General features: G+C 59.1%; 14 protein-coding genes and 1 pseudogene. 7 read left to right on the top strand and 8 right to left on the bottom strand.

Features of this window, described 5'->3' with window-relative positions; genetic code table 11:
* Positions 1–169: 169 nt before the first annotated feature.
* Positions 170–712 (bottom strand): hypothetical protein, encoded by a 543-nt coding sequence (locus GDA65_08350; protein MBA5862704.1) that lies wholly within the window; start codon positions 710–712, stop codon positions 170–172.
* Positions 709–1,785 (bottom strand): HEAT repeat domain-containing protein, encoded by a 1,077-nt coding sequence (locus GDA65_08345; GenBank protein MBA5862703.1) that lies wholly within the window; start codon positions 1,783–1,785, stop codon positions 709–711. The genes GDA65_08350 and GDA65_08345 overlap by 4 nt, the downstream gene beginning before the upstream one ends.
* Positions 1,786–1,901: 116 nt before the next feature.
* Here GDA65_08345 and proC point away from each other — a divergent pair, with 116 nt between their 5' ends.
* Complete coding sequence (proC, locus tag GDA65_08340) at positions 1,902–2,732, top strand: pyrroline-5-carboxylate reductase (GenBank protein ID MBA5862702.1); 831 nt, start codon at positions 1,902–1,904, stop codon at positions 2,730–2,732.
* A 15-nt stretch (positions 2,733–2,747) separates the two neighbouring features.
* Positions 2,748–2,942, top strand: coding sequence for a hypothetical protein (locus GDA65_08335; protein ID MBA5862701.1), 195 nt, complete (start codon positions 2,748–2,750; stop codon positions 2,940–2,942).
* Between the two features lie 6 nt (positions 2,943–2,948).
* Here GDA65_08335 and GDA65_08330 read toward each other — a convergent pair whose 3' ends face one another.
* On the bottom strand, positions 2,949–3,272 hold the full coding sequence (locus GDA65_08330) for a transposase (GenBank protein ID MBA5862700.1): 324 nt from the start codon (positions 3,270–3,272) through the stop codon (positions 2,949–2,951).
* A 378-nt stretch (positions 3,273–3,650) separates the two neighbouring features.
* On the opposite strand from GDA65_08330, the gene GDA65_08325 reads away from it, so the two are divergent.
* The gene (locus tag GDA65_08325; GenBank protein ID MBA5862699.1) at positions 3,651–4,148 is read left to right on the top strand and encodes a RidA family protein; all 498 of its coding nucleotides are present in this window, start codon (positions 3,651–3,653) and stop codon (positions 4,146–4,148) included.
* Here the strand turns inward: GDA65_08325 and GDA65_08320 are convergent.
* Positions 4,138–4,530, bottom strand: a complete 393-nt coding sequence (locus tag GDA65_08320; protein MBA5862698.1) for a hypothetical protein — start codon at positions 4,528–4,530, stop codon at positions 4,138–4,140. The two genes, GDA65_08325 and GDA65_08320, sit on opposite strands and share 11 nt — an antisense overlap.
* 417 nt (positions 4,531–4,947) lie before the next feature.
* On the opposite strand from GDA65_08320, the pseudogene GDA65_08315 reads away from it, so the two are divergent.
* Both GDA65_08315 and glgX read left to right on the top strand, forming a co-directional pair.
* Positions 4,948–5,049 (top strand): annotated as a pseudogene (locus tag GDA65_08315) (sulfite exporter TauE/SafE family protein).
* Between the two features lie 585 nt (positions 5,050–5,634).
* A complete protein-coding gene (gene glgX / locus GDA65_08310) occupies positions 5,635–7,770 on the top strand; it encodes a glycogen debranching protein GlgX (GenBank protein ID MBA5862697.1) in 2,136 nt (711 codons plus the stop codon).
* 381 nt (positions 7,771–8,151) lie between these two features.
* On the opposite strand, the gene GDA65_08305 is transcribed toward glgX, so the two are convergent.
* The 4 genes from GDA65_08305 to GDA65_08290 form a co-directional block, all read right to left on the bottom strand.
* Positions 8,152–9,384, bottom strand: coding sequence for a glycosyl transferase (locus GDA65_08305; protein ID MBA5862696.1), 1,233 nt, complete (start codon positions 9,382–9,384; stop codon positions 8,152–8,154).
* Positions 9,385–9,513: 129 nt separating this feature from the next.
* Positions 9,514–10,815 carry a hypothetical protein gene (locus GDA65_08300; protein ID MBA5862695.1) on the bottom strand — a complete coding sequence of 434 codons (1,302 nt, stop codon included), beginning with the start codon at positions 10,813–10,815 and terminating at the stop codon, positions 9,514–9,516.
* Positions 10,772–11,734 carry a hypothetical protein gene (locus GDA65_08295; protein ID MBA5862694.1) on the bottom strand — a complete coding sequence of 321 codons (963 nt, stop codon included), beginning with the start codon at positions 11,732–11,734 and terminating at the stop codon, positions 10,772–10,774. The genes GDA65_08300 and GDA65_08295 overlap by 44 nt, the downstream gene beginning before the upstream one ends.
* 393 nt (positions 11,735–12,127) lie before the next feature.
* On the bottom strand, positions 12,128–13,780 hold the full coding sequence (locus tag GDA65_08290) for an alpha-keto acid decarboxylase family protein (protein ID MBA5862693.1): 1,653 nt from the start codon (positions 13,778–13,780) through the stop codon (positions 12,128–12,130).
* Positions 13,781–13,980: 200 nt separating this feature from the next.
* On the opposite strand from GDA65_08290, the gene GDA65_08285 reads away from it, so the two are divergent.
* Entirely contained in the window at positions 13,981–15,177 is a 1,197-nt protein-coding gene (locus GDA65_08285) for a methyltransferase domain-containing protein (protein ID MBA5862692.1), read from the top strand.
* Between the two features lie 7 nt (positions 15,178–15,184).
* Positions 15,185–17,188 carry an oligopeptide transporter, OPT family gene (locus GDA65_08280; GenBank protein MBA5862691.1) on the top strand — a complete coding sequence of 668 codons (2,004 nt, stop codon included), beginning with the start codon at positions 15,185–15,187 and terminating at the stop codon, positions 17,186–17,188.
* Positions 17,189–17,211: the final 23 nt, after the last annotated feature.

Raw genomic sequence — 17,211 nt, 5'->3', positions numbered from 1 at the left:
GAGCTCAACGTACCGCAAGGGTACGCCTCGCTTCCTCGCATTGCTGCGGCCTTGCCGGACAGGCTGTTTGCGCATCCTGCGGGCGAAATGATTGCTCTCGCAGGGTGCTCATGCGGATGAGCGTCGGAGCGATGCGAGAACGAAGCTGGCGGTCTTTTTCAACAACCAGCTAGTTGGGGCAGCGAAACTCGCCCATCATCGATGACAACACGATCGTCCAATCGTCTGTCGTTTGCCGGATGGCTGGCAGCCGAGGGGAGGCAGTGTCAGATCGGTTTGTAGACGTCGACTCAACAAGGGTTTCCTGGGCATGCTGGAGTTCGAGCTGTGCCAGCTGAAGGCTTCCGCACACGCCGGCTGACGCGGGAAGCTCTCCACCGGCCCGCCTAAACAGGGCGAGCCCCCGATAGCCATGCTCCTGCGATCGATAGAGGTGTTCCGTAGCCTTGAACGCCCGCCGCAACGCCGGTTCAGTCTGACGTTTCCCGAGTTGGGCCGCCATCAATGCCGCGCGCCCCATGTTCATGGCTGCGCCTTCGGCATCGTCATTCCCCATCGCCTCTTCAGCTTTGGCTCGCAGCCGGTCGAGCTCCGCCTCTTCACCGACCACTTGAGCCTGTCCGATTCCGGCCGCGGCCACCAGCATGGAGAAGCTGAGGATTGATGCGGCGAGGCAATGCTCGTACCGGCCGATGTGTATGCCATTCCTCACTGTACGTGTTCCCAGGTATCGATTTGCTTGATGCTCCAATTGACGGCTTCCTTCAATTTGACAAGGTTTGGATCGGTATCGTTTTCATGGACGTGGTACAGCGATTTCTGGAGGGCGAAGAGCGGTTCGTAAGCCCGCATGTCCGGCAACTTCCCTAATGCCCAGGCGACTTCGGTTTTGACGGCGACATCGTCGGTATTCAGGGTTTCAAGCAAGGGATCCACGATGGTGAAGTCTCCATGGAGGGCTCCGACGATTCCCAGGGCTTTTGCCGCCGGCGCTCGTAGATCCGGCGCGCCGTGTTTCATCGTCTTGATGAGAACGGGAATCGTGTCTTTCTGGCCGATATTGCCCAGGGCCAGTGCCGAGGCTTTGGCGATGCTGCGATCAGGCCCGTTGAGTCCGTCGAGCAGGCGCGGGATGGCATTCACGGAGAAGAGGTCGCCGAACAAAGCCACCAATTTGACCTTGCGGGCCACCGGCGTGTTCGGATCGTCGTAGAGACGGAGCAGGCGTGCTTCCTGTCCCCATTCAGCCGTAATGAGGGCTGGGAAATCGTACTCTTCAAGGCGGGCTTGTAACTTGGTCATGGCAAAGGCGGTGGGATCGCCGGCCTTCGCGAGTGTCGCCGCAGCCTGGGCATCATCGAAGTCTGTGCGAACCTCCTTGCGCCAGGCCATTTTTTTTCCGTTGAGCAGATACCCGAATTGGCAGGCCGGCCCTTTCCAAATGCGCGACGGGGCATCAGGAAGATCGGCATCGCTCCCCATCGTGGTCGTCCCTTCCCAGGTCTTTTTTTGCTCGCATTTGATCTTCAGCTCGACATCGTGCGGCTGCGTCGGGTCTGTCACCGGGGTATAGCCGAATTCCTTCATGCGAGTGGCTGCGACCTCGATGAGCGGGCCGGCATCGATCGCGCCCTTGTCCGAAAGCGCAATGACTGTGATCAACACACGGTCGATTCGTTCCATCTGACTCTTTTGGTCGGCGGTCAGGGCTTCGCGGCGGGCCCAGCTTGGATCGCCGAAAAGCAGCAGGACCCCCAGGATGACAAGCGAGAGGATGCATCTCATGTCGGCTCCGTTCTGCTGAAAAGGACGATGATCGCAATACTATAGATCACTCTATAACAACCCCTCCCGGCGGTTGCAAGTTGCGCCGGCTTGAACGGCGTCCGTATAATCGCGCCATGTTGACTGGACGGCGGATCGCGTTTGTCGGCGGCGGCAATATGGCCGAGGCATTGTTGGCGGGATTGTTGCGAGAGGGCCTGACCACGCCGGGCTGCCTTGTTGTCAGCGATCCGCTTGCTTCCAGGCGCGAACTGTTGGGTCGTAACTTTGGCGTCGTGGTGACGGCCGACAATCAGACAGCAGTCCGGGGGGCTGACATCGTGGTGCTCTGTGTCGAACCGCAAGTGCTCGATGACGTGCTTGCCGAACTCGCGTCTTCGCTTGAAGCGCACCCCCTGTTGATCTCAGTCGCTGCCGGCTATCCCTTGTCTCGCATGCGTGATCGTCTCACTACTGCGACCAGATTAGTCCGGGCCATGCCGAATACGCCGTCCACAATCGGCCAGGGCGTGACGGCGATGAGTCTCGCGCCGGGATTGTCGTCCGGGGATCAGGACTGGGCAAGATGTCTGTTCGAATCCGTGGGCAAGGTGGTCATAGTAGAGGAACGACTGCTGGATGCCGTGACCGGCTTGAGTGGAAGCGGCCCAGCCTATGTGTTCGCCATGATTGAAGCACTTGCAGACGGCGGAGTCTTGGCCGGTCTACCTCGATCGGCCGCGCAACAGCTGGCGGCGAAAACGGTGGCCGGCGCAGCGCGCATGGTGCTGGAGCAGGGCGAGCATCCGGCTCTGTTGAAAGATCGAGTCGCCTCGCCGGGTGGGACCACAATTACCGGGTTGTCTCAACTGGAGCAGGGGCGGTTGCGGGCGACCCTGATCTCGGCCGTGGAAGCGGCCACGCGACGATCACAGGAATTGGGCAAGGCGGAGAGCCATCATCTCTAACAAGGAGCGAGTCTCGTGCAATATTGGGTGAAAGTCGTGTTTGCCGACAATCAGGAACTGCTGGTGAAAGATGCGATTCGTCATACGATCAGCGAAGATATGGAAGTGCTCGAAGTGGATTCGGCCAAGGAGGTCATCATTGTGCCGATGAAGCAGATTAAGTACATCGCCTGCGATGCCACGGTCTTCGCTCAAAAATCCAAGGCTTAGGAATTTTCATGAGCGTTGGTCACGGTGCCCGAACTGACTTTTATGTATCCAGCTTATCGACCGCTTGTGCTGGTGTTCGATCCTAGAGCGCCCGGTGAGGGCGGCTCTCGTTCTGCGCTCACCGCCCGGCCTCGAGGCGTGTTTGGCATCGGACAGGGACTCGAACCAGTGCGTATTGAGGCGCTCCCATCGCAACGTGGCATTGAAGGATTTCACGTGGGCATTGTCCGTTGGCTTCCCGGGTCGTGAGACATCGATCTCCACCTGATGTTGATAGGCCCACAGATTGACCAGCTGACTGGCAGCTATCTCGCAATCGAATTGCGGAATTCAGCAAGGTCGCCCATGCGCGAGGCCCATGATATCCACCAGAATATTTCTAGAGATTCCGCAATGTGTTCACGATTCCCCTCTAGAATGTACTCATTTCACCACGACGAACCGTCTCAATAACCTCCTAACTTGTACTTTGGATAGTGATCATATAGCATCCACCGCTCTTAATGATGAGGGTGCTGAGCTTCCCCGCTCATGCGGGACCTCACTGCGCGCACGCAGGTGCGCCGTGAGCCGAGCCGGAATTCAGACCACATGCCGGGCGAAGGCCAGCGTTCACCGTGCAGGACGGCTGGAATCGGGCCGCGGACTTTCCAGAAACCATGTGCATCCACAACGCAAAGGAATGTTCAATCGCAAAGGAGGGCCACCATGCTGAAACCTACGATCGTGAGCGTCATCATCGGCGTCCTGTGCGCCATCGGCATTGCGCGTCCAGCTCAGGCGTTGGAATATCTCAAAGACGAGGCGGGCCAGCACTTCGGCTACTCGCCGGCCGTGCTGACTAAAGGCGGTACCATCGTTTGGATGGGCGGGCAATTCGCCTTGAAGGACGACCAGGGCAACTCGATTGCAGAGGATGTTGAAGCGCAAGCGAGACAAGTTTTCAAATTGATGGACGAGACCCTCCGTAAGCTCGGCGGCACGCTCCAGAAAAACCTTGTGCTGATGACGGTCACCATGAATGATCCGCGGTACGGCGACAAGTTTTTTAAGGTGCGCAAGGAAGTATTTCCCGACGGCAACTACCCGGCCAGTCAAGCGTTGACCATCTCGAACTTCGCCATTCCGGGTATGAAGATCGAAATCCAAGGCATGGCGGTCCTGAATGACGAATGCGCCACAGAAAAATCCTGCCTCAAGAAGTAGGAACTGCGGGAAATCCACCGTCCGGCTGGCCGACGATGATGTGTCGGGCGGCCGGTGGCAAACAGATGACACGCTTGAACTCAGGATAGCGGCGCCAAGGATCTGTGAGTTGACGCAAACCCGACAGTCGGGAATAATGAATGATCGCGACAGGCATCAGGATGGCGCACACGCCACCAACCTGCTGGAAGGGACAGAGATGCCGACATTCATGCGATTGTTTCAGCCACTGGTCTATACGCTGCTGCGCCTCGTCGCTGGGTTCTTGTTGTTCCGGCACGGACGCAAAACCTCGACGCCGTGTCGAAAAGCGTTCCCGGTCATCAATCGCGCCGTCTTCACGCGGCGTATTCGCCGACTGTGTGAGAATCTCCCGCAACATCTCGCGTTCGCACCCCGCTGGGATAGGCGATGCACCGTTGTGTACTTGGGATAACACTGCGGCAGCATGCGCCGCCATCGCTCCGGAGAAATATGCGATAGTGCATGTGCCCAAAGATTACGCCACTCATTCAGGCAAATTACAAGGATTGGCAGATACGCTGGCCTAGCCGTTCGTACTCGCATGCCGCAGCAACGCATATTGAATTGTTCGACCGGGATACAGACGGTGGAGCAGTCTCACTCCTTCACAAACCAGTAGTCCAACTCTGCTTCCGAACACCGTACCCGCCTTGGCACAATGACTCGTCGCGTCAGATACCTGCTTGACGAACACTCTGTGGTTAAGGTGATCCCCCCGAATGCCCGTGCAAACTTTCGGTAAGGATGAAGCGGGCAGGCCTTAGTCCTCCCCGCGATTGGACGGGGAGCAGTTATTGGAACCTTGGGCGGCTTCATTGGCCTGGGTGGCGCCGAATTTTGACTGCCGGTTCTCCTCAACTATTTCCGCTTCGCGCCGTGAACGTCTGTCATTCCCAACAAGGCAATTAGTCTGGTCGTTGTCGCCTCAGTATTCCTGGGTTCTCCTTCAAGCCACATCGGTCAGCCGATTGCTGCCGCATAGGAGTAACTCACCAGCATGAAACCGTCTCGCGCGACAATCTCGGATGTTCCGCTGGGCGTAGTAACGTCTCTACAAGGGAAATCCCCAGTCTTTGTCCCCCTTGGTTTTCTTGTATCTTGGGACACAGTTCTCGAGAAGGAGAGCGCCATGCCTGATATCAGGCTGGTCATTCTCATCATGTGACTGGCGGGCGCGCGTGTGATGCCTGATTCTGCGCTGTCACTCGCACGTATCCGGCAGAGGTGAGCGGGAGGCTCGCTGTGTCGTTAAAATATCCGTAGGCGTTGGGGATCGATGGCGGACATCCGGGTGAATCGAGCAAAGGGTGTCACTGGCGTACAGACAGGCATTGGGGGCTAAGTAATATGGTATCTTCGCGGTGACGATCCGCGTCGTTGGAGATGCTGACAGGGGCTCCCGCTGTATTGGCCAAGTCCGCTGCATGATCGTTCGAGTACCTTGCACAAGGAGTATACAAACATGACGGAAGCGCTTGAAGGTCGTTCTACGCCACGGGGTGCCACATGGGACGGGCAGGGAACCAATTTCAGCCTGTTCTCCGCCCACGCGACGAAAGTGGAGGTCTGCATCTTCGACGCGACCGGGGAAAAAGAAATCGAACGAGTGACTCTGCCTGAATATACCGATCAGATCTGGCATGGGTATCTGCCCGGCATCCATCCGGGGACGCCCTATGGGTATCGAGTCCACGGCCCCTACGACCCTGAAACCGGGCATCGCTTTAATCCGAATAAGCTGCTGCTCGATCCGTATGCCTATGCCCATATGGGCGAGTTGCAGTGGAATCCGGCGCTGTTCGGCTATCAGATGGAGTCCGGCGATGATCGGACGTTTGATGAGCGTGACAGTGCGCCGTTCATGCCCAAGTGCACCGTGGTCGATCAGAACTTCGATTGGTCAGGGCCTCGAGATCGGAAGGCCGTTCCGTGGGACGACACCATCATTTATGAAATGCATGTGCGAGGTTTTACGAAGCGTCATCCGGCGGTGCCGCCAGCTCTCCAGGGCACCTATGAGGGGCTGGCGACCAAGGAGGTGCTGACGTATCTGCAATCGTTGGGGGTCACCTCCATTGAGCTGCTCCCGATCCATACCTTTGTCAATGACAGTTACCTGCTGGAAAAAGGGCTGACGAATTATTGGGGCTATAACAGTATTGGTTTTTTTGCGCCGGATCCGCGGTATGCCGCGAATCGACCGGAGAGCGTTCGGGAATGCAAGGAAATGATTGCCCGGCTGCACGACGCCGGCTTGGAGGTCATCTTGGACGTGGTGTACAACCACACCGCCGAAGGGAATGAACTCGGCCCCACGCTCTGCTTCAAGGGCATCGACAATGCCAGTTATTATCGTCTTCAGCCCGAGCAACCACGCTATTATATTAACGATACGGGGACCGGAAACACTTTGAACCTGAGCCACCCCCGCGTCATTCAGCTGGTGGCCGATAGCTTGCGCTACGCCGTGCAACAGATGCACGTGGACGGGTTCCGATTCGATCTCGGGACCATTCTCGCACGTGAGCCGAATGGCTTTGACAATCAAAGCGGGTTTTTGAAAGTGTGTCGGCAGGACCCCGTGCTGGCCACGGTGAAACTGATCGCCGAGCCCTGGGACTGTGGCCCGGGTGGGTATCAAGTGGGAGGTTTTCCTCCCGGATGGGGCGAGTGGAACGACAAGTTTCGGGATGATGTGCGCGATTTCTGGCGCGGCGAACTGGCTGCCACCGCCCTCGCGGATCGACTCTGCGCCTCGGCGTCGGTCTTTAATCATCAAGGCAGGCGGCCCTGGTCGTGCGTCAACTTTATCACGGCCCACGATGGCTTTACGCTGCAGGATATGGTGTCGTTTAACGAAAAGCATAACGAGGCGAATGGGGAGGACAATCAGGACGGCTCCTCCAACAATCGCTCGTGGAATTGCGGCGTCGAAGGGCCGACGGAGGATGCCGCGGTCAACGCGTTGCGCGACCGCCAAATGCGCAACCTCATGGCGACCTTGCTGCTCTCTCAGGGGACGCCCATGGTGCTGGCGGGCGATGAATTCGGGCGCACGCAACAGGGCAACAACAACGCCTATTGTCAGGACAACGAGACCAGCTGGGTGGATTGGACGCTGCTCGAGACCCGGTCATCCCTCTTTCAATTCGTGCAACAACTGATCGCCTTCCGTCACCGCTATCCGATTTTACGGCGCAATCTTTTTTTGACCGGGCGGTCTGTCGAGGACTCCGACGTTCGGGATGTGACCTGGATTAACGCCAATGGCGGGCCGATGGAAGAGCATCACTGGACCGACCCGACGATCCATTGTTTTGGGATGCTGCTCGATGGGCGGGCGCCGACAACCGGGCGCCGTCAGCCGGGGAAGGAGATGACGGTACTGGTTCTCGTCAACGGCCACCATGAGCCTGTTCAGTTTACATTGCCCACCTGCGTTGGTGCGTCCGAATGGTCACTCCTGCTTGATACCAATCTGCCGGAACGCCCTCAGGACCAGACCTTTAAGATGGGAACGCAGTACCTCCTCACGGATCGCTCACTGGTGTTATTGGTGTTGGGAGTCAAGCGGACGGCAGACGTGATTCCCGTCTAGCTGCAAGCGGTTCGGCGAATTGCGGTGCATGCGGGTGGGGGAATTGCGCTTGTAACGAATGTAGCGGTGGGGTCTTTTCAGTTTAACGGGTTCGCGGACATGGTGAGCGTCAGAAGGACGGTTCGGCGCTGAAACGGCGAATCGTTTCTCCATCAGCCGTTGCATGGCATCGATATGGTGACGCGTAATGCGGACGGCTCCCGCCTCTCGGCCTGCGGACGAAGCGGTAGGTGGGAGAAAAAATCCCTGCCGGTCATCGCCGAGCCGCGCATGCGTCAGTCGAGTCGTGACTCATGCCGAAAAACGCCGTGGATCTCTTGAAAAGTGATGGTCAGGCGGACATGTGGTGAACGACGGCCGGAAGAGCAAGCCCCGATATGGTTACACCCGGTCTCCGATCGGGTCCCATTCGTGGTCCCGCTCGACGGCGCTGATGAGACGTTCGAAGATATCCGGGATCGCGCCGGTCACCCGGCTCCAGTTGGAGATCATCGGAACGCCCAACGGATCTTCCAGAAACGCCTCGGTGGCGATTTTCATGCCCTTCAAAAACACTTCGACCGCCATCCGTTCCGCGTGCCGGTCAAACTGCAGACTGTTGATGGCGGCATCATTCTGATAGCGGGTGATGGCTTCTTGAGCGGCCTGCAGGTAGGTCGCCCGCAACGTCTTGAGCACCGCTTCCGATAACACGACGCCTTCACTCGCGAGGTTCCTGAACAACGATTTCGTGATGTCCACGCACATTTTCTGAAGTCCCTGCTCGGCATTATCCGCCGACAATCCTTGATGCTTGTGTTCGTAAGCGTCGGCGATATCGGCCTGGCAAATCCGCCTGAGCGCGCAGTTACGATAGATCTCGGACAGGACACCCACCTCCAGTCCCCAGTCGCCGGGCACGCGGTTGATCCAGGCGAGGTCCCGCACCATCGCGAATTCTCCCGCCAGCGGATACCGGAAGCTGTCGAGGAAGGTCAGGAGCGGATGGGCGCCGGCGATCTGTTGGAGGCTTCGAATCAGGGGGGTGAAATACAGCCGCGTGACGCGGCCGTGAAGGCGATTCGTGACCCGGCTGTAGTAGCCCTTGCAGAATTCGTAACCGAGATTGGTGTTGACGATCGGGTAGCAGAGTCTGGCGATATATTCGCGGTTGTAACTGAGAATGTCGCAGTCGTGCAGCGCGATCACGTTGCTTTCTCCACGGGCCAGGACATATCCGAAAGCCATCCAGCAGCCCCGGCCTTTTCCCTGCAGTCCGGTGTCGAGTTCCGCATGGGCCAGAAGTTTGAGGATGTCCTGAATCCCGGACCCGTCGTTCCAAACGATTCGCACCCTCTGCGGCAGCACGGAAAAAAACTGTTTGGCCAGCCGGAACTCCAGTGCCGAGGCGCGATCCAGCGAAATGACGATTTCGTTCACGTAACGGATGTCTTTCAGCACCTGGACGATATGTTTCAGCGCGGGGTTTTCAAGTTCGGAATAGAGCGAGGGGAGGACGAGGGCGATCGGGTTTGACGCCGCATGCCGCTCGAGTTCTTTTTCCAGTTGTTCAAGATTGGGGTCGCCGAGGCGGTGCAAGACGGTCACGAGACCATTCTGATGAAAATCCGACATGATTCCTCCTGTACAGGGTCCGGAGACGATGAGTGATAGCACAGCCCCGGGAGGCAGGGAGCGATTCCATCGCTGGAAGGCGGGCGCCGACCGTGCCGGGCAGGTAACGGTGCTGAGAGGAGATCGTGGTTACTGCGCCGGAGGCATGGCTTTGCTTGTCACAACCGACTTTACGATCTTGGCTCGTTTCACAGACTCCAGAAAGCGGTCCGGTGGTTCAGGATTGGGCAGATTCACTTCAACGGAATACCATCCCGACTTCATCGGCCCTTTCTTGATCCCGTTGAGTTCCTGCACCAAATCTTCAATGCTTTTTTCCGTGGTGCCATCTTGAAAGGCAACCCAGAACATGAAGGCCTGGCGGTCAGCCTCGCGGAGAGTATCCGACACCGGGAGCACGGCCGGCGCAAGTGTCTCTTTCGGCGGGTCGTTTTTGGCCACGACCACCGGTTTGGACGACGCATTGGCTTTGGCGACTTCAAGGGAGGTCACGGCCAGACGGGCATGTAACTCTCGATTGCGGCTTTCCAGCAATGCGACCTGTTTCACCAGCGTTTCATTCACCGACTTCACCGACTGGAGATCCTGGCGCACCAGTTCGCGGTCAGCTTCGACCGCACTCACGGCCACGCGCATGCCGGTTTGCACTTCCTGCGCGACATCGGTTTTCACGGTCTTGAGGTCTTCCTGTACGGCGACGACTTGGGCGTTGAGGCGCTGCTGGGTATGAGCGACGGTATCGATAAGGGTATTCAATTGCGCAAGTCGATCCTGCTCGGCGCGCGAGACGGCCACCGCCGCCGTTTGCGATTCGACGAGCTGCGCCAACTGGTGGTGGACCTGATCGATCTGGTCCTGCGTGGATTGCCGCGCGGCCTGCTCTTCTTCCAGCTGATGCGCACGATCCTCTGAGCCCACCCACGCCGGAATGCGTTCAGCCAGCAGTACGACAACGCCCACGGCCAGAACGATTTGCGCGAAGGCCGTCGTCACGGTCCACACCGGGCTGCTCTGTCTCGAACCTGAGGCAGCGCCCGGTTGCAGGCCGATCGCCGTTGCCAGGTGAGACCACCATCCGGGGGCGACCTCGTACTGTACTCGCAGCGAACCGCCATCGAAATGGTTTTGAACAGAGAGGGTGAGGCTCCCTTTGCCGACGGGAACACGCACGCTCTTTTGACCGGCTTCGGGAGCCACGCAGCCTCCGATCAGCACACCGGACTCGCTCCGGAGTTCGAGATGTTGAATGCTGCGTTCGCGTGCCGTGTAGGCGAAGGATGGATCGGTCTGCGCGCAATTCAACGTGCCGACGCGCTCGTGATTGACCAGGACCTGGAGAAACCCGGGGCGTTCTTCCGCCGCGCGGCGCGGCTGGTCATCCAGCGCGTCAAGCAGATGTGTGCGATAGTCGTTGAGCTCTGGTGCTTCCATGGTGCCGTCCCCCCCGATCGCCTCCAAAGAGAGCCAGGACGCCTCCCTTTTTGAGCGGATGTATATGGAGATTAACTTGCGGCTTCAACCCGTTGCTGACCTCGGCTTGCCGGCGATCCGCGACTTCCAGAAAACAATCGCGGCAAAACGCCAGATGCCAAACGCGGTAGTCGTGGCCGTAGTCATCGTGAAATAGTTGTCCCCACTTCTGTTCCGACAAGCAGGGATAGTGTTCCGGTTCGCTCTTTCGATAATGCGACTGCAAAACGGGCATCAGACGATCCACTTCGTGATTGAGGTGGTCTGGCCTGGTGCGTAATTCCTGTTCCAGTACGTCGATGTCCGGGCCGCTCAACCCGGTTTCGTTCATGGTGCGTTGCCAGCCCGATTGGCGCCACCGCTCAAAGTTCTTATAAACCCGCTGGCTTTCTGCCTGTCCGAAGCCCAGCAGCTTTACGACATGGGCCTGACTGAACCCGTAAAAGTGGTAGAACAGCGCGATCAGGGCATCGCGGCTGACGACGGCGCGAGAGGCCAAGCCATCGAGGAACCTTCCTACCGGTGTCAGCAGCTCTTTGTGGTAGCACAAGGGGTCCGGCTGACTGAAGGATTTGGCGATCAGGCTGTCCAGAAGAAAAAATGGCCTGCAGGGTACTTCGGTGCGGCCGAAGACGACAAACCGTTCCACCAATTCATAGCCCCAGCGAAGCGCCAGTTTTTCGTGGGTGATGTCGTCGCCCCATTGATTCGTTTCACGGAGGAACCGCTTGGTCTGACTGGTGGCGCGGTCCAACAATTCCGGCAGCGACTTCGTGACCAGGTCGTCGAATTCCCGCTCTGTGGTCACGACATTGTTGAGTCGTGCGGAAGCAGTCTGACCGTCTCGAATCGTCCTTCCGTCCGGCATCTTAGTCGACATAGTGGCGAATTCCTCAGCAAATGACAATTCGACAAGTCCGGTCTTAGGAGACCACATTTGTCCATGAAGGGTCAATGGGGGGATGGGGCTCAACCCCGCACTGTATCAGCGTGAAACAGGGCTGGCCAGGATGCGGAAAAAGACCGCCAGCGGCGTTCTCGCTTCATTCGGAGGCAGAGGCTCACCGCACAAGGACGGTACGATTCGCCTCTAGAAGACCGCCGGCGCACCATCTCGCCGGCGTCCACAAACGTGGCGGTCATTATGCTTCGCGCCGTGGACCTCGCTGCGGCCTTGCTGGACGATCGTTTTGCGCATCCTGTGGGGGAGATGTCTGACTGCGTCTGTCCACTTCTCTCGCTTCGGGGCTAGCCAAGAGGGTGGGAAGAGTCGTCACGGGCGGTCGGTGGAGAGTCGTTTGGCCAGCCGTCTGGCGAGGCGCATCATGGCTGGAGAACGGTCCGATGGATCGAGCAGGACGTTGATGACATACGGCTGGCTGGGGTCGGCCAGCGCTTTGGCCAGGGTTTCGACGAATTCTCCGTGGGTGGCGACGCGCGAGCCCTGTCCCCCGCCGATGAGTTCGCAGATCCGTTCGTAACGCCATTCTTGAATGTCGTTAAACGGGCCTTCCAGGATTTCGCGTTCGGTGGAATATCCATGGTTATTCAGGACAATCACGACGGGGGCCTGCCGGTATCGTACGGCGGTGGATAGTTCGGAGCCGGTCATCTGGAAGGCGCCGTCTCCCACCAGGACAATCGGTCGCAAGGACGGGTCGGCGAACGACGCGCCGATCGCCGCAGGGACGGCGAAGCCCATCGACGTATAGTAGGCTGGCGACAAAAACTCAAAACGCCGGTGGACGTGCAGATCCACGGAAGCAAACAGCGATTCGCCCACATCGGCGATGACCAGGGTTTGTTCTTCCAGTACCGTATCCAGGTGCCGGAATACCCCATGCAGGCTGACCGAGGCTTGCGCCGGGGGCATCGGCTCTTCGGGAACAGGCGGCGTCGGCAACTGCGGTTTGGGGAATGAGGGCAGCGAGGCGTTGGCGAGTCCTTTGACGAAATCTTCGAACCGGATGGAATCGTATCGATGGTGTTTGATGGCGATACGATCCGCGGTGGCATGGATGGTGTGGCCGTCGGAAAATAGGGCACTGCGGGCGTCCAAATCCTCAACGTCCGACAGAATCGATCCGAGAATGAGCAGGCAATCGGTTTGGTTCACGAATTCCTTCACCTCATCGCGGGCCACCAACCCGCTATAGACGCCCGCGTACAGCGGATGATCTTCACGGATGATGGATTTCCCGAGCAGGGTGGAGGCGATCGGCACATTCAATCGTTCCACGAGTGTCGTCAGCTCGTCGTGGAGCCCGAACCGTCCCACTTCAGCGCCGGCTAAAATTACCGGACGTTTGGCCGACTCCAACATCGCGCGCACTTCGGCCAGAGCCTCGCTCAAGGCGGCTTTGTCGGTCGGCTCGTCCACGATGCTGGTTGTATGGGATGTGTAGGCCAGCGGCACATGGACCATGTCGCGCGGGATTTCGAGATAGATGGGGCGTCGATACCGCAGCAGGGCCGCGAACGCGCGATCCATCTCACGCTCGGCTGTGACCGGGTCTTCCAGGCTGACGGCCGCCACCGTCATTTTTTCAAACACCTCACGCTGGGTCGAGAACTCGCGCACCATGTGGTGAAGGTAGGGGTTGCGGGCGCGTTCGGATAGTCCTGGCGACCCCGTCAACAACACGACCGGCGAGCGCTCCGCATAGGCACACGCAATGGCGTTGACCGTATTGAGTCCTCCGACACAGTATGTGACACAGAGGGCGCCGATGCCGTTGATCCGAGCATAGGCGTCGGCGGCGAAACCGGCGCAATCCTCTCGTGTCGTGGCCACGTGTTGAATCGGCGAGGATTCCATCAATTTATAGAGGCCCAGCACATAGTCGCCGGGAATGCCGAACATATGGCGGACGCCAAGGCGATGAAGCCGATCCAGGACGGCGGTGCCGATCGTGTGTGTGGTCATAGGTGTCAGCCGCTCCGTAAAGGGGGTGGAGAGTTGCTGCGCGTGCTTCTCGCAGCAAACCATAGGCGCCTGGTAAGGTCAAGCGTGGACACAATCATCGCGCACGGTTGCTTCGTGGCGTGATTTCAGGCACCCTCGTGAGCCGTTTGCCACTTCGGCAACATGGCATTGAACACCTGTACTCTGGATATATCCCTCTCATGACACAGCCCGTCACCGGTTCCACTGCGAGAGTCCGCCTGACCGCCGAGCGAGGAGGATCGCGTTATTACGGTCATCTCTGGGTATTCGACAACAATGTGGCCGAAGTGTTCGGCACGCCGGCGGCGGGAGATCTCGTCGACGTGTACACCCATCAGAAGCGATTCTTCGGCCGCGGGTGGTACAACCCCCATTCCAAAATCCGCATTCGTCTCCTGACCTTTCACGAGGAACCGATCGACGAGGCGTTTTTTGCCAGGCGTCTCCGCGCTGCGGCCGCGCTTCGTCACACCGTCACGCCCCATGCCAATGCCTGTCGTCTGGTTCATGGCGAGAGCGATCTGCTGCCGGGGCTGGTGGTGGACCGGTTTGCCGATGTGGCGGTGATGCAGGCTCTTGGATACGGCATGGATCTGCGAAAGGAATTATTGGGCGACCTCTTGGTGCAGGAGGCGGGGGTGAAGACCGTGTACCTGCGAAATGATGCCAAGAGCCGGACGCTGGAGGGGCTGCCCCTGTCGAAAGGATTCCTGCGCGGCGGAGGACTGACGAGGGTACACATCTACGAAGGCAAGGCCCAGTTTACGGTCGACATTGCGGAGGGACAAAAAACCGGATGGTTTTGTGACCAACGCGAAAACCGGCTGGCGGCGGCCGCCTATGCCAAGGGGCAGCGCGTGTTGGAAGCCTTTTGCCATACCGGCGCTTTCGGTGTGCAAGCGGCCTTGGCGGGGGCGCAATCGGTCGAAGGGTTGGATGTCAGCGCGGCGGCGGTCGCTTTGGCCAAGGCGCATGCCGAGCAGAACCATCTTGTCTCCATCTGCGACTATCGGCAGGCCGATGCCTTCGAAGAATTGCGAGTGCTTGAACGGAACCAGCAACGGTATGGTCTGGTCATTCTCGATCCGCCTGCTTTTGCCCGGAGCAAAAAGGCCGTGCCCCATGCGCTGGCCGGCTATAAAGACGTCAATCTGCGAGGTCTTCGTCTTCTTCAACCGGGGGGCGTCCTGGTGAGTTGTTCCTGCTCGCAGCCGGTGAGCGATGACGATTTCTGGAAGATGCTTCAGTCGGCCGCGCGGGATGCCAATCGTCAGATCCGTTTGCTCGAACAGCGCGGGCAGGGGCCGGACCATCCGGTGCTCGCGGGGATGCCGGAAACGCGGTACCTGAAATGTTTCATCGTCCAGGTGCTGTGAGGCGATGATGCGCGAGCATGAGGGGCCTGGGGAGCCTGTGGATGCGCCGCTCGTGCCAGCCTCTGTGTCGCTGCCGGAAATCACCCCCAAAGCGGTCGTCCTCTCGGTCCTGCTGGCCGCCGTCTTGGCGGGCGCCAATGCCTATTTGGGTCTGTTTGCGGGGATGACCGTCTCCGCCTCCATTCCCGCTGCCGTCGTGTCCATGGCGGTGCTGCGGCTCTTTCGTCAGTCCAATATTCTTGAAAACAATATCGTGCAAACCGCCGCCTCATCGGGTGAAGCGTTGGCGGCGGGTGTGATTTTTACCATTCCGGGTCTGGTCCTCATCGGCTATTGGACGAGCTTCGATTATTGGCAAACCTTCACTGTGTCGCTGGTTGGCGGGGTGCTGGGGGTGTTGTTCACGATTCCATTGCGCCGCGCCTTGATCATTCATGCCCGCCTTCGTTTTCCCGAGGGGGTCGCCACGGCCGAGGTGCTGAAGATCGGCGCTGTCTCAGGTGGACATGCCGGCGGCCGGGTTCGCTTGTTATTACGCGCAACGGCTTTGGGAGGCGGGTTGAAGTTTGCCGAAGGCGGGTTGAAGCTCTGGAGCGAAGCGCTCGAAGGGGCGCTTGAGTTTGGCCGCGTGACCTTCTATGGGGGACTCAACCTTTCGCCGGCGCTCGTGGCGGTCGGCTACATCATCGGTCTCAATACGGCGCTGGTTGTGTTTCTCGGCGGGGCGCTCGGTTGGTTGGTGCTCCTGCCCTTGTATCAGGCGCTCGTGGGGGCGCCGGACGGCCTGACTGGTGTGGCGGCGGCGAAGACCATCTGGAGCGGGCAGATTCGCTACATCGGCATCGGCGCCATGCTGGTGGGAGGAGTCTGGACCCTGATTCAGGTTCGAGGCCCGATCCTGCAGAGTCTCCGGCAGTTGGTCTCGCTCTATACGGCTCGTGGGGACAATCGTGCCGGTTCGGCGCTGCGCACTGATCGGGATGCCGGCGTGTTCTGGTTACTCGGTCTGACCGTGGCCTCGCTGGCGCCCATGCTGTTCCTGTACTCCCACCTGCTGGATCAACGTGTTGTCGCTGGCGCTGGATTAACGGTACTGATGGTGGTGACGGCCTTTCTCTTTTCTGCCGTGGCCGGGTATATGGCGGGCCTGGTCGGGAGTTCGAGCAACCCGGTGTCTGGCGTGACCATCGCGACGATCATGCTCGCGGCGCTGCTGCTATTAAGCATTCTGGGGCGTGAACATCCGGCTGGTCCGGCGGCAGCTTTGCTAGTGGGGGCGGTCGTCTGTTGCGCCGCCGCCATGGGTGGCGACAATCTGCAAGATCTAAAAACCGGACACCTGGTCGGGGCGACGCCTTGGAAGCAGCAGGTGATGCAGGTCATCGGGGTGGCGACAGGTGCGGCCGTCATCGTGCCGGTGCTGTCGCTGCTACAGGTGAAATACGGCATTGGAGCGGCGACTGTCGAACATGCCCACCCCCTCAGCGCGCCGCAGGCGACGTTAATGGCCAACCTTGCCAAGGGAGTGTTCGGCGGATCGTTACCCTGGAACTTGGTCGGGATCGGGATGGTGATCGGTGTGGTCATTATCGGAGCGGACGAATGGCAGGCGCGACGGCAGGCCCTGCTTCGTTTTCCGGTGCTAGCCGTGGCGCTTGGTATGTACCTGCCTCTCAAATTGTCGGCTGCGATCTTGTTTGGCGGGCTGCTGGCAGAGTATGTGCGGAGGGGGAGACTGGCTCCTGAGACATCTTCGTCCGATCGAGGGCTTCTATGCGCCGCCGGGCTCGTGACCGGTGAAGCGATGGTTGGTATCCTGCTGGCGCTTCCGATCGCCATGAGTTCTGTCTGGCCGTCGTTGGGAGGAGATCCGTTCCAGTTATTCGCCGATCCGCCGTTAGGCGGCTGGCCGGGGCTTGTCGCATTGTCGTTGGTCGGTTTCTTCCTGGTGCGGGCGGCTCAAGCCAAAGGAGACTCCGAACATGTTCACGCAACCCATAGCAAAACATGATGCGGCGTGAATGAGGTAGGGCG

Origin of the sequence: Nitrospira sp. CR1.1 (assembly GCA_014055465.1) — a bacterium.
Lineage (GTDB): Bacteria > Nitrospirota > Nitrospiria > Nitrospirales > Nitrospiraceae > Nitrospira_A.
This window is presented reverse-complemented; position numbering and strand designations above follow the sequence as displayed.

Coding starts and splice junctions, on each gene's coding strand:
- glgX (MBA5862697.1), top strand. CDS start 5,635: ATGACGGAAGCGCTTGAAGGTCGTTCTACGCCACGGGGTGCCACATGG.
- GDA65_08320 (MBA5862698.1), bottom strand. CDS start 4,530: ATGTTGCGGGAGATTCTCACACAGTCGGCGAATACGCCGCGTGAAGAC.
- GDA65_08305 (MBA5862696.1), bottom strand. CDS start 9,384: ATGTCGGATTTTCATCAGAATGGTCTCGTGACCGTCTTGCACCGCCTC.
- GDA65_08300 (MBA5862695.1), bottom strand. CDS start 10,815: ATGGAAGCACCAGAGCTCAACGACTATCGCACACATCTGCTTGACGCG.
- GDA65_08285 (MBA5862692.1), top strand. CDS start 13,981: ATGACACAGCCCGTCACCGGTTCCACTGCGAGAGTCCGCCTGACCGCC.
- GDA65_08325 (MBA5862699.1), top strand. CDS start 3,651: ATGCTGAAACCTACGATCGTGAGCGTCATCATCGGCGTCCTGTGCGCC.
- GDA65_08290 (MBA5862693.1), bottom strand. CDS start 13,780: ATGACCACACACACGATCGGCACCGCCGTCCTGGATCGGCTTCATCGC.
- GDA65_08295 (MBA5862694.1), bottom strand. CDS start 11,734: ATGTCGACTAAGATGCCGGACGGAAGGACGATTCGAGACGGTCAGACT.
- GDA65_08345 (MBA5862703.1), bottom strand. CDS start 1,785: ATGAGATGCATCCTCTCGCTTGTCATCCTGGGGGTCCTGCTGCTTTTC.
- GDA65_08280 (MBA5862691.1), top strand. CDS start 15,185: ATGCGCGAGCATGAGGGGCCTGGGGAGCCTGTGGATGCGCCGCTCGTG.
- proC (MBA5862702.1), top strand. CDS start 1,902: ATGTTGACTGGACGGCGGATCGCGTTTGTCGGCGGCGGCAATATGGCC.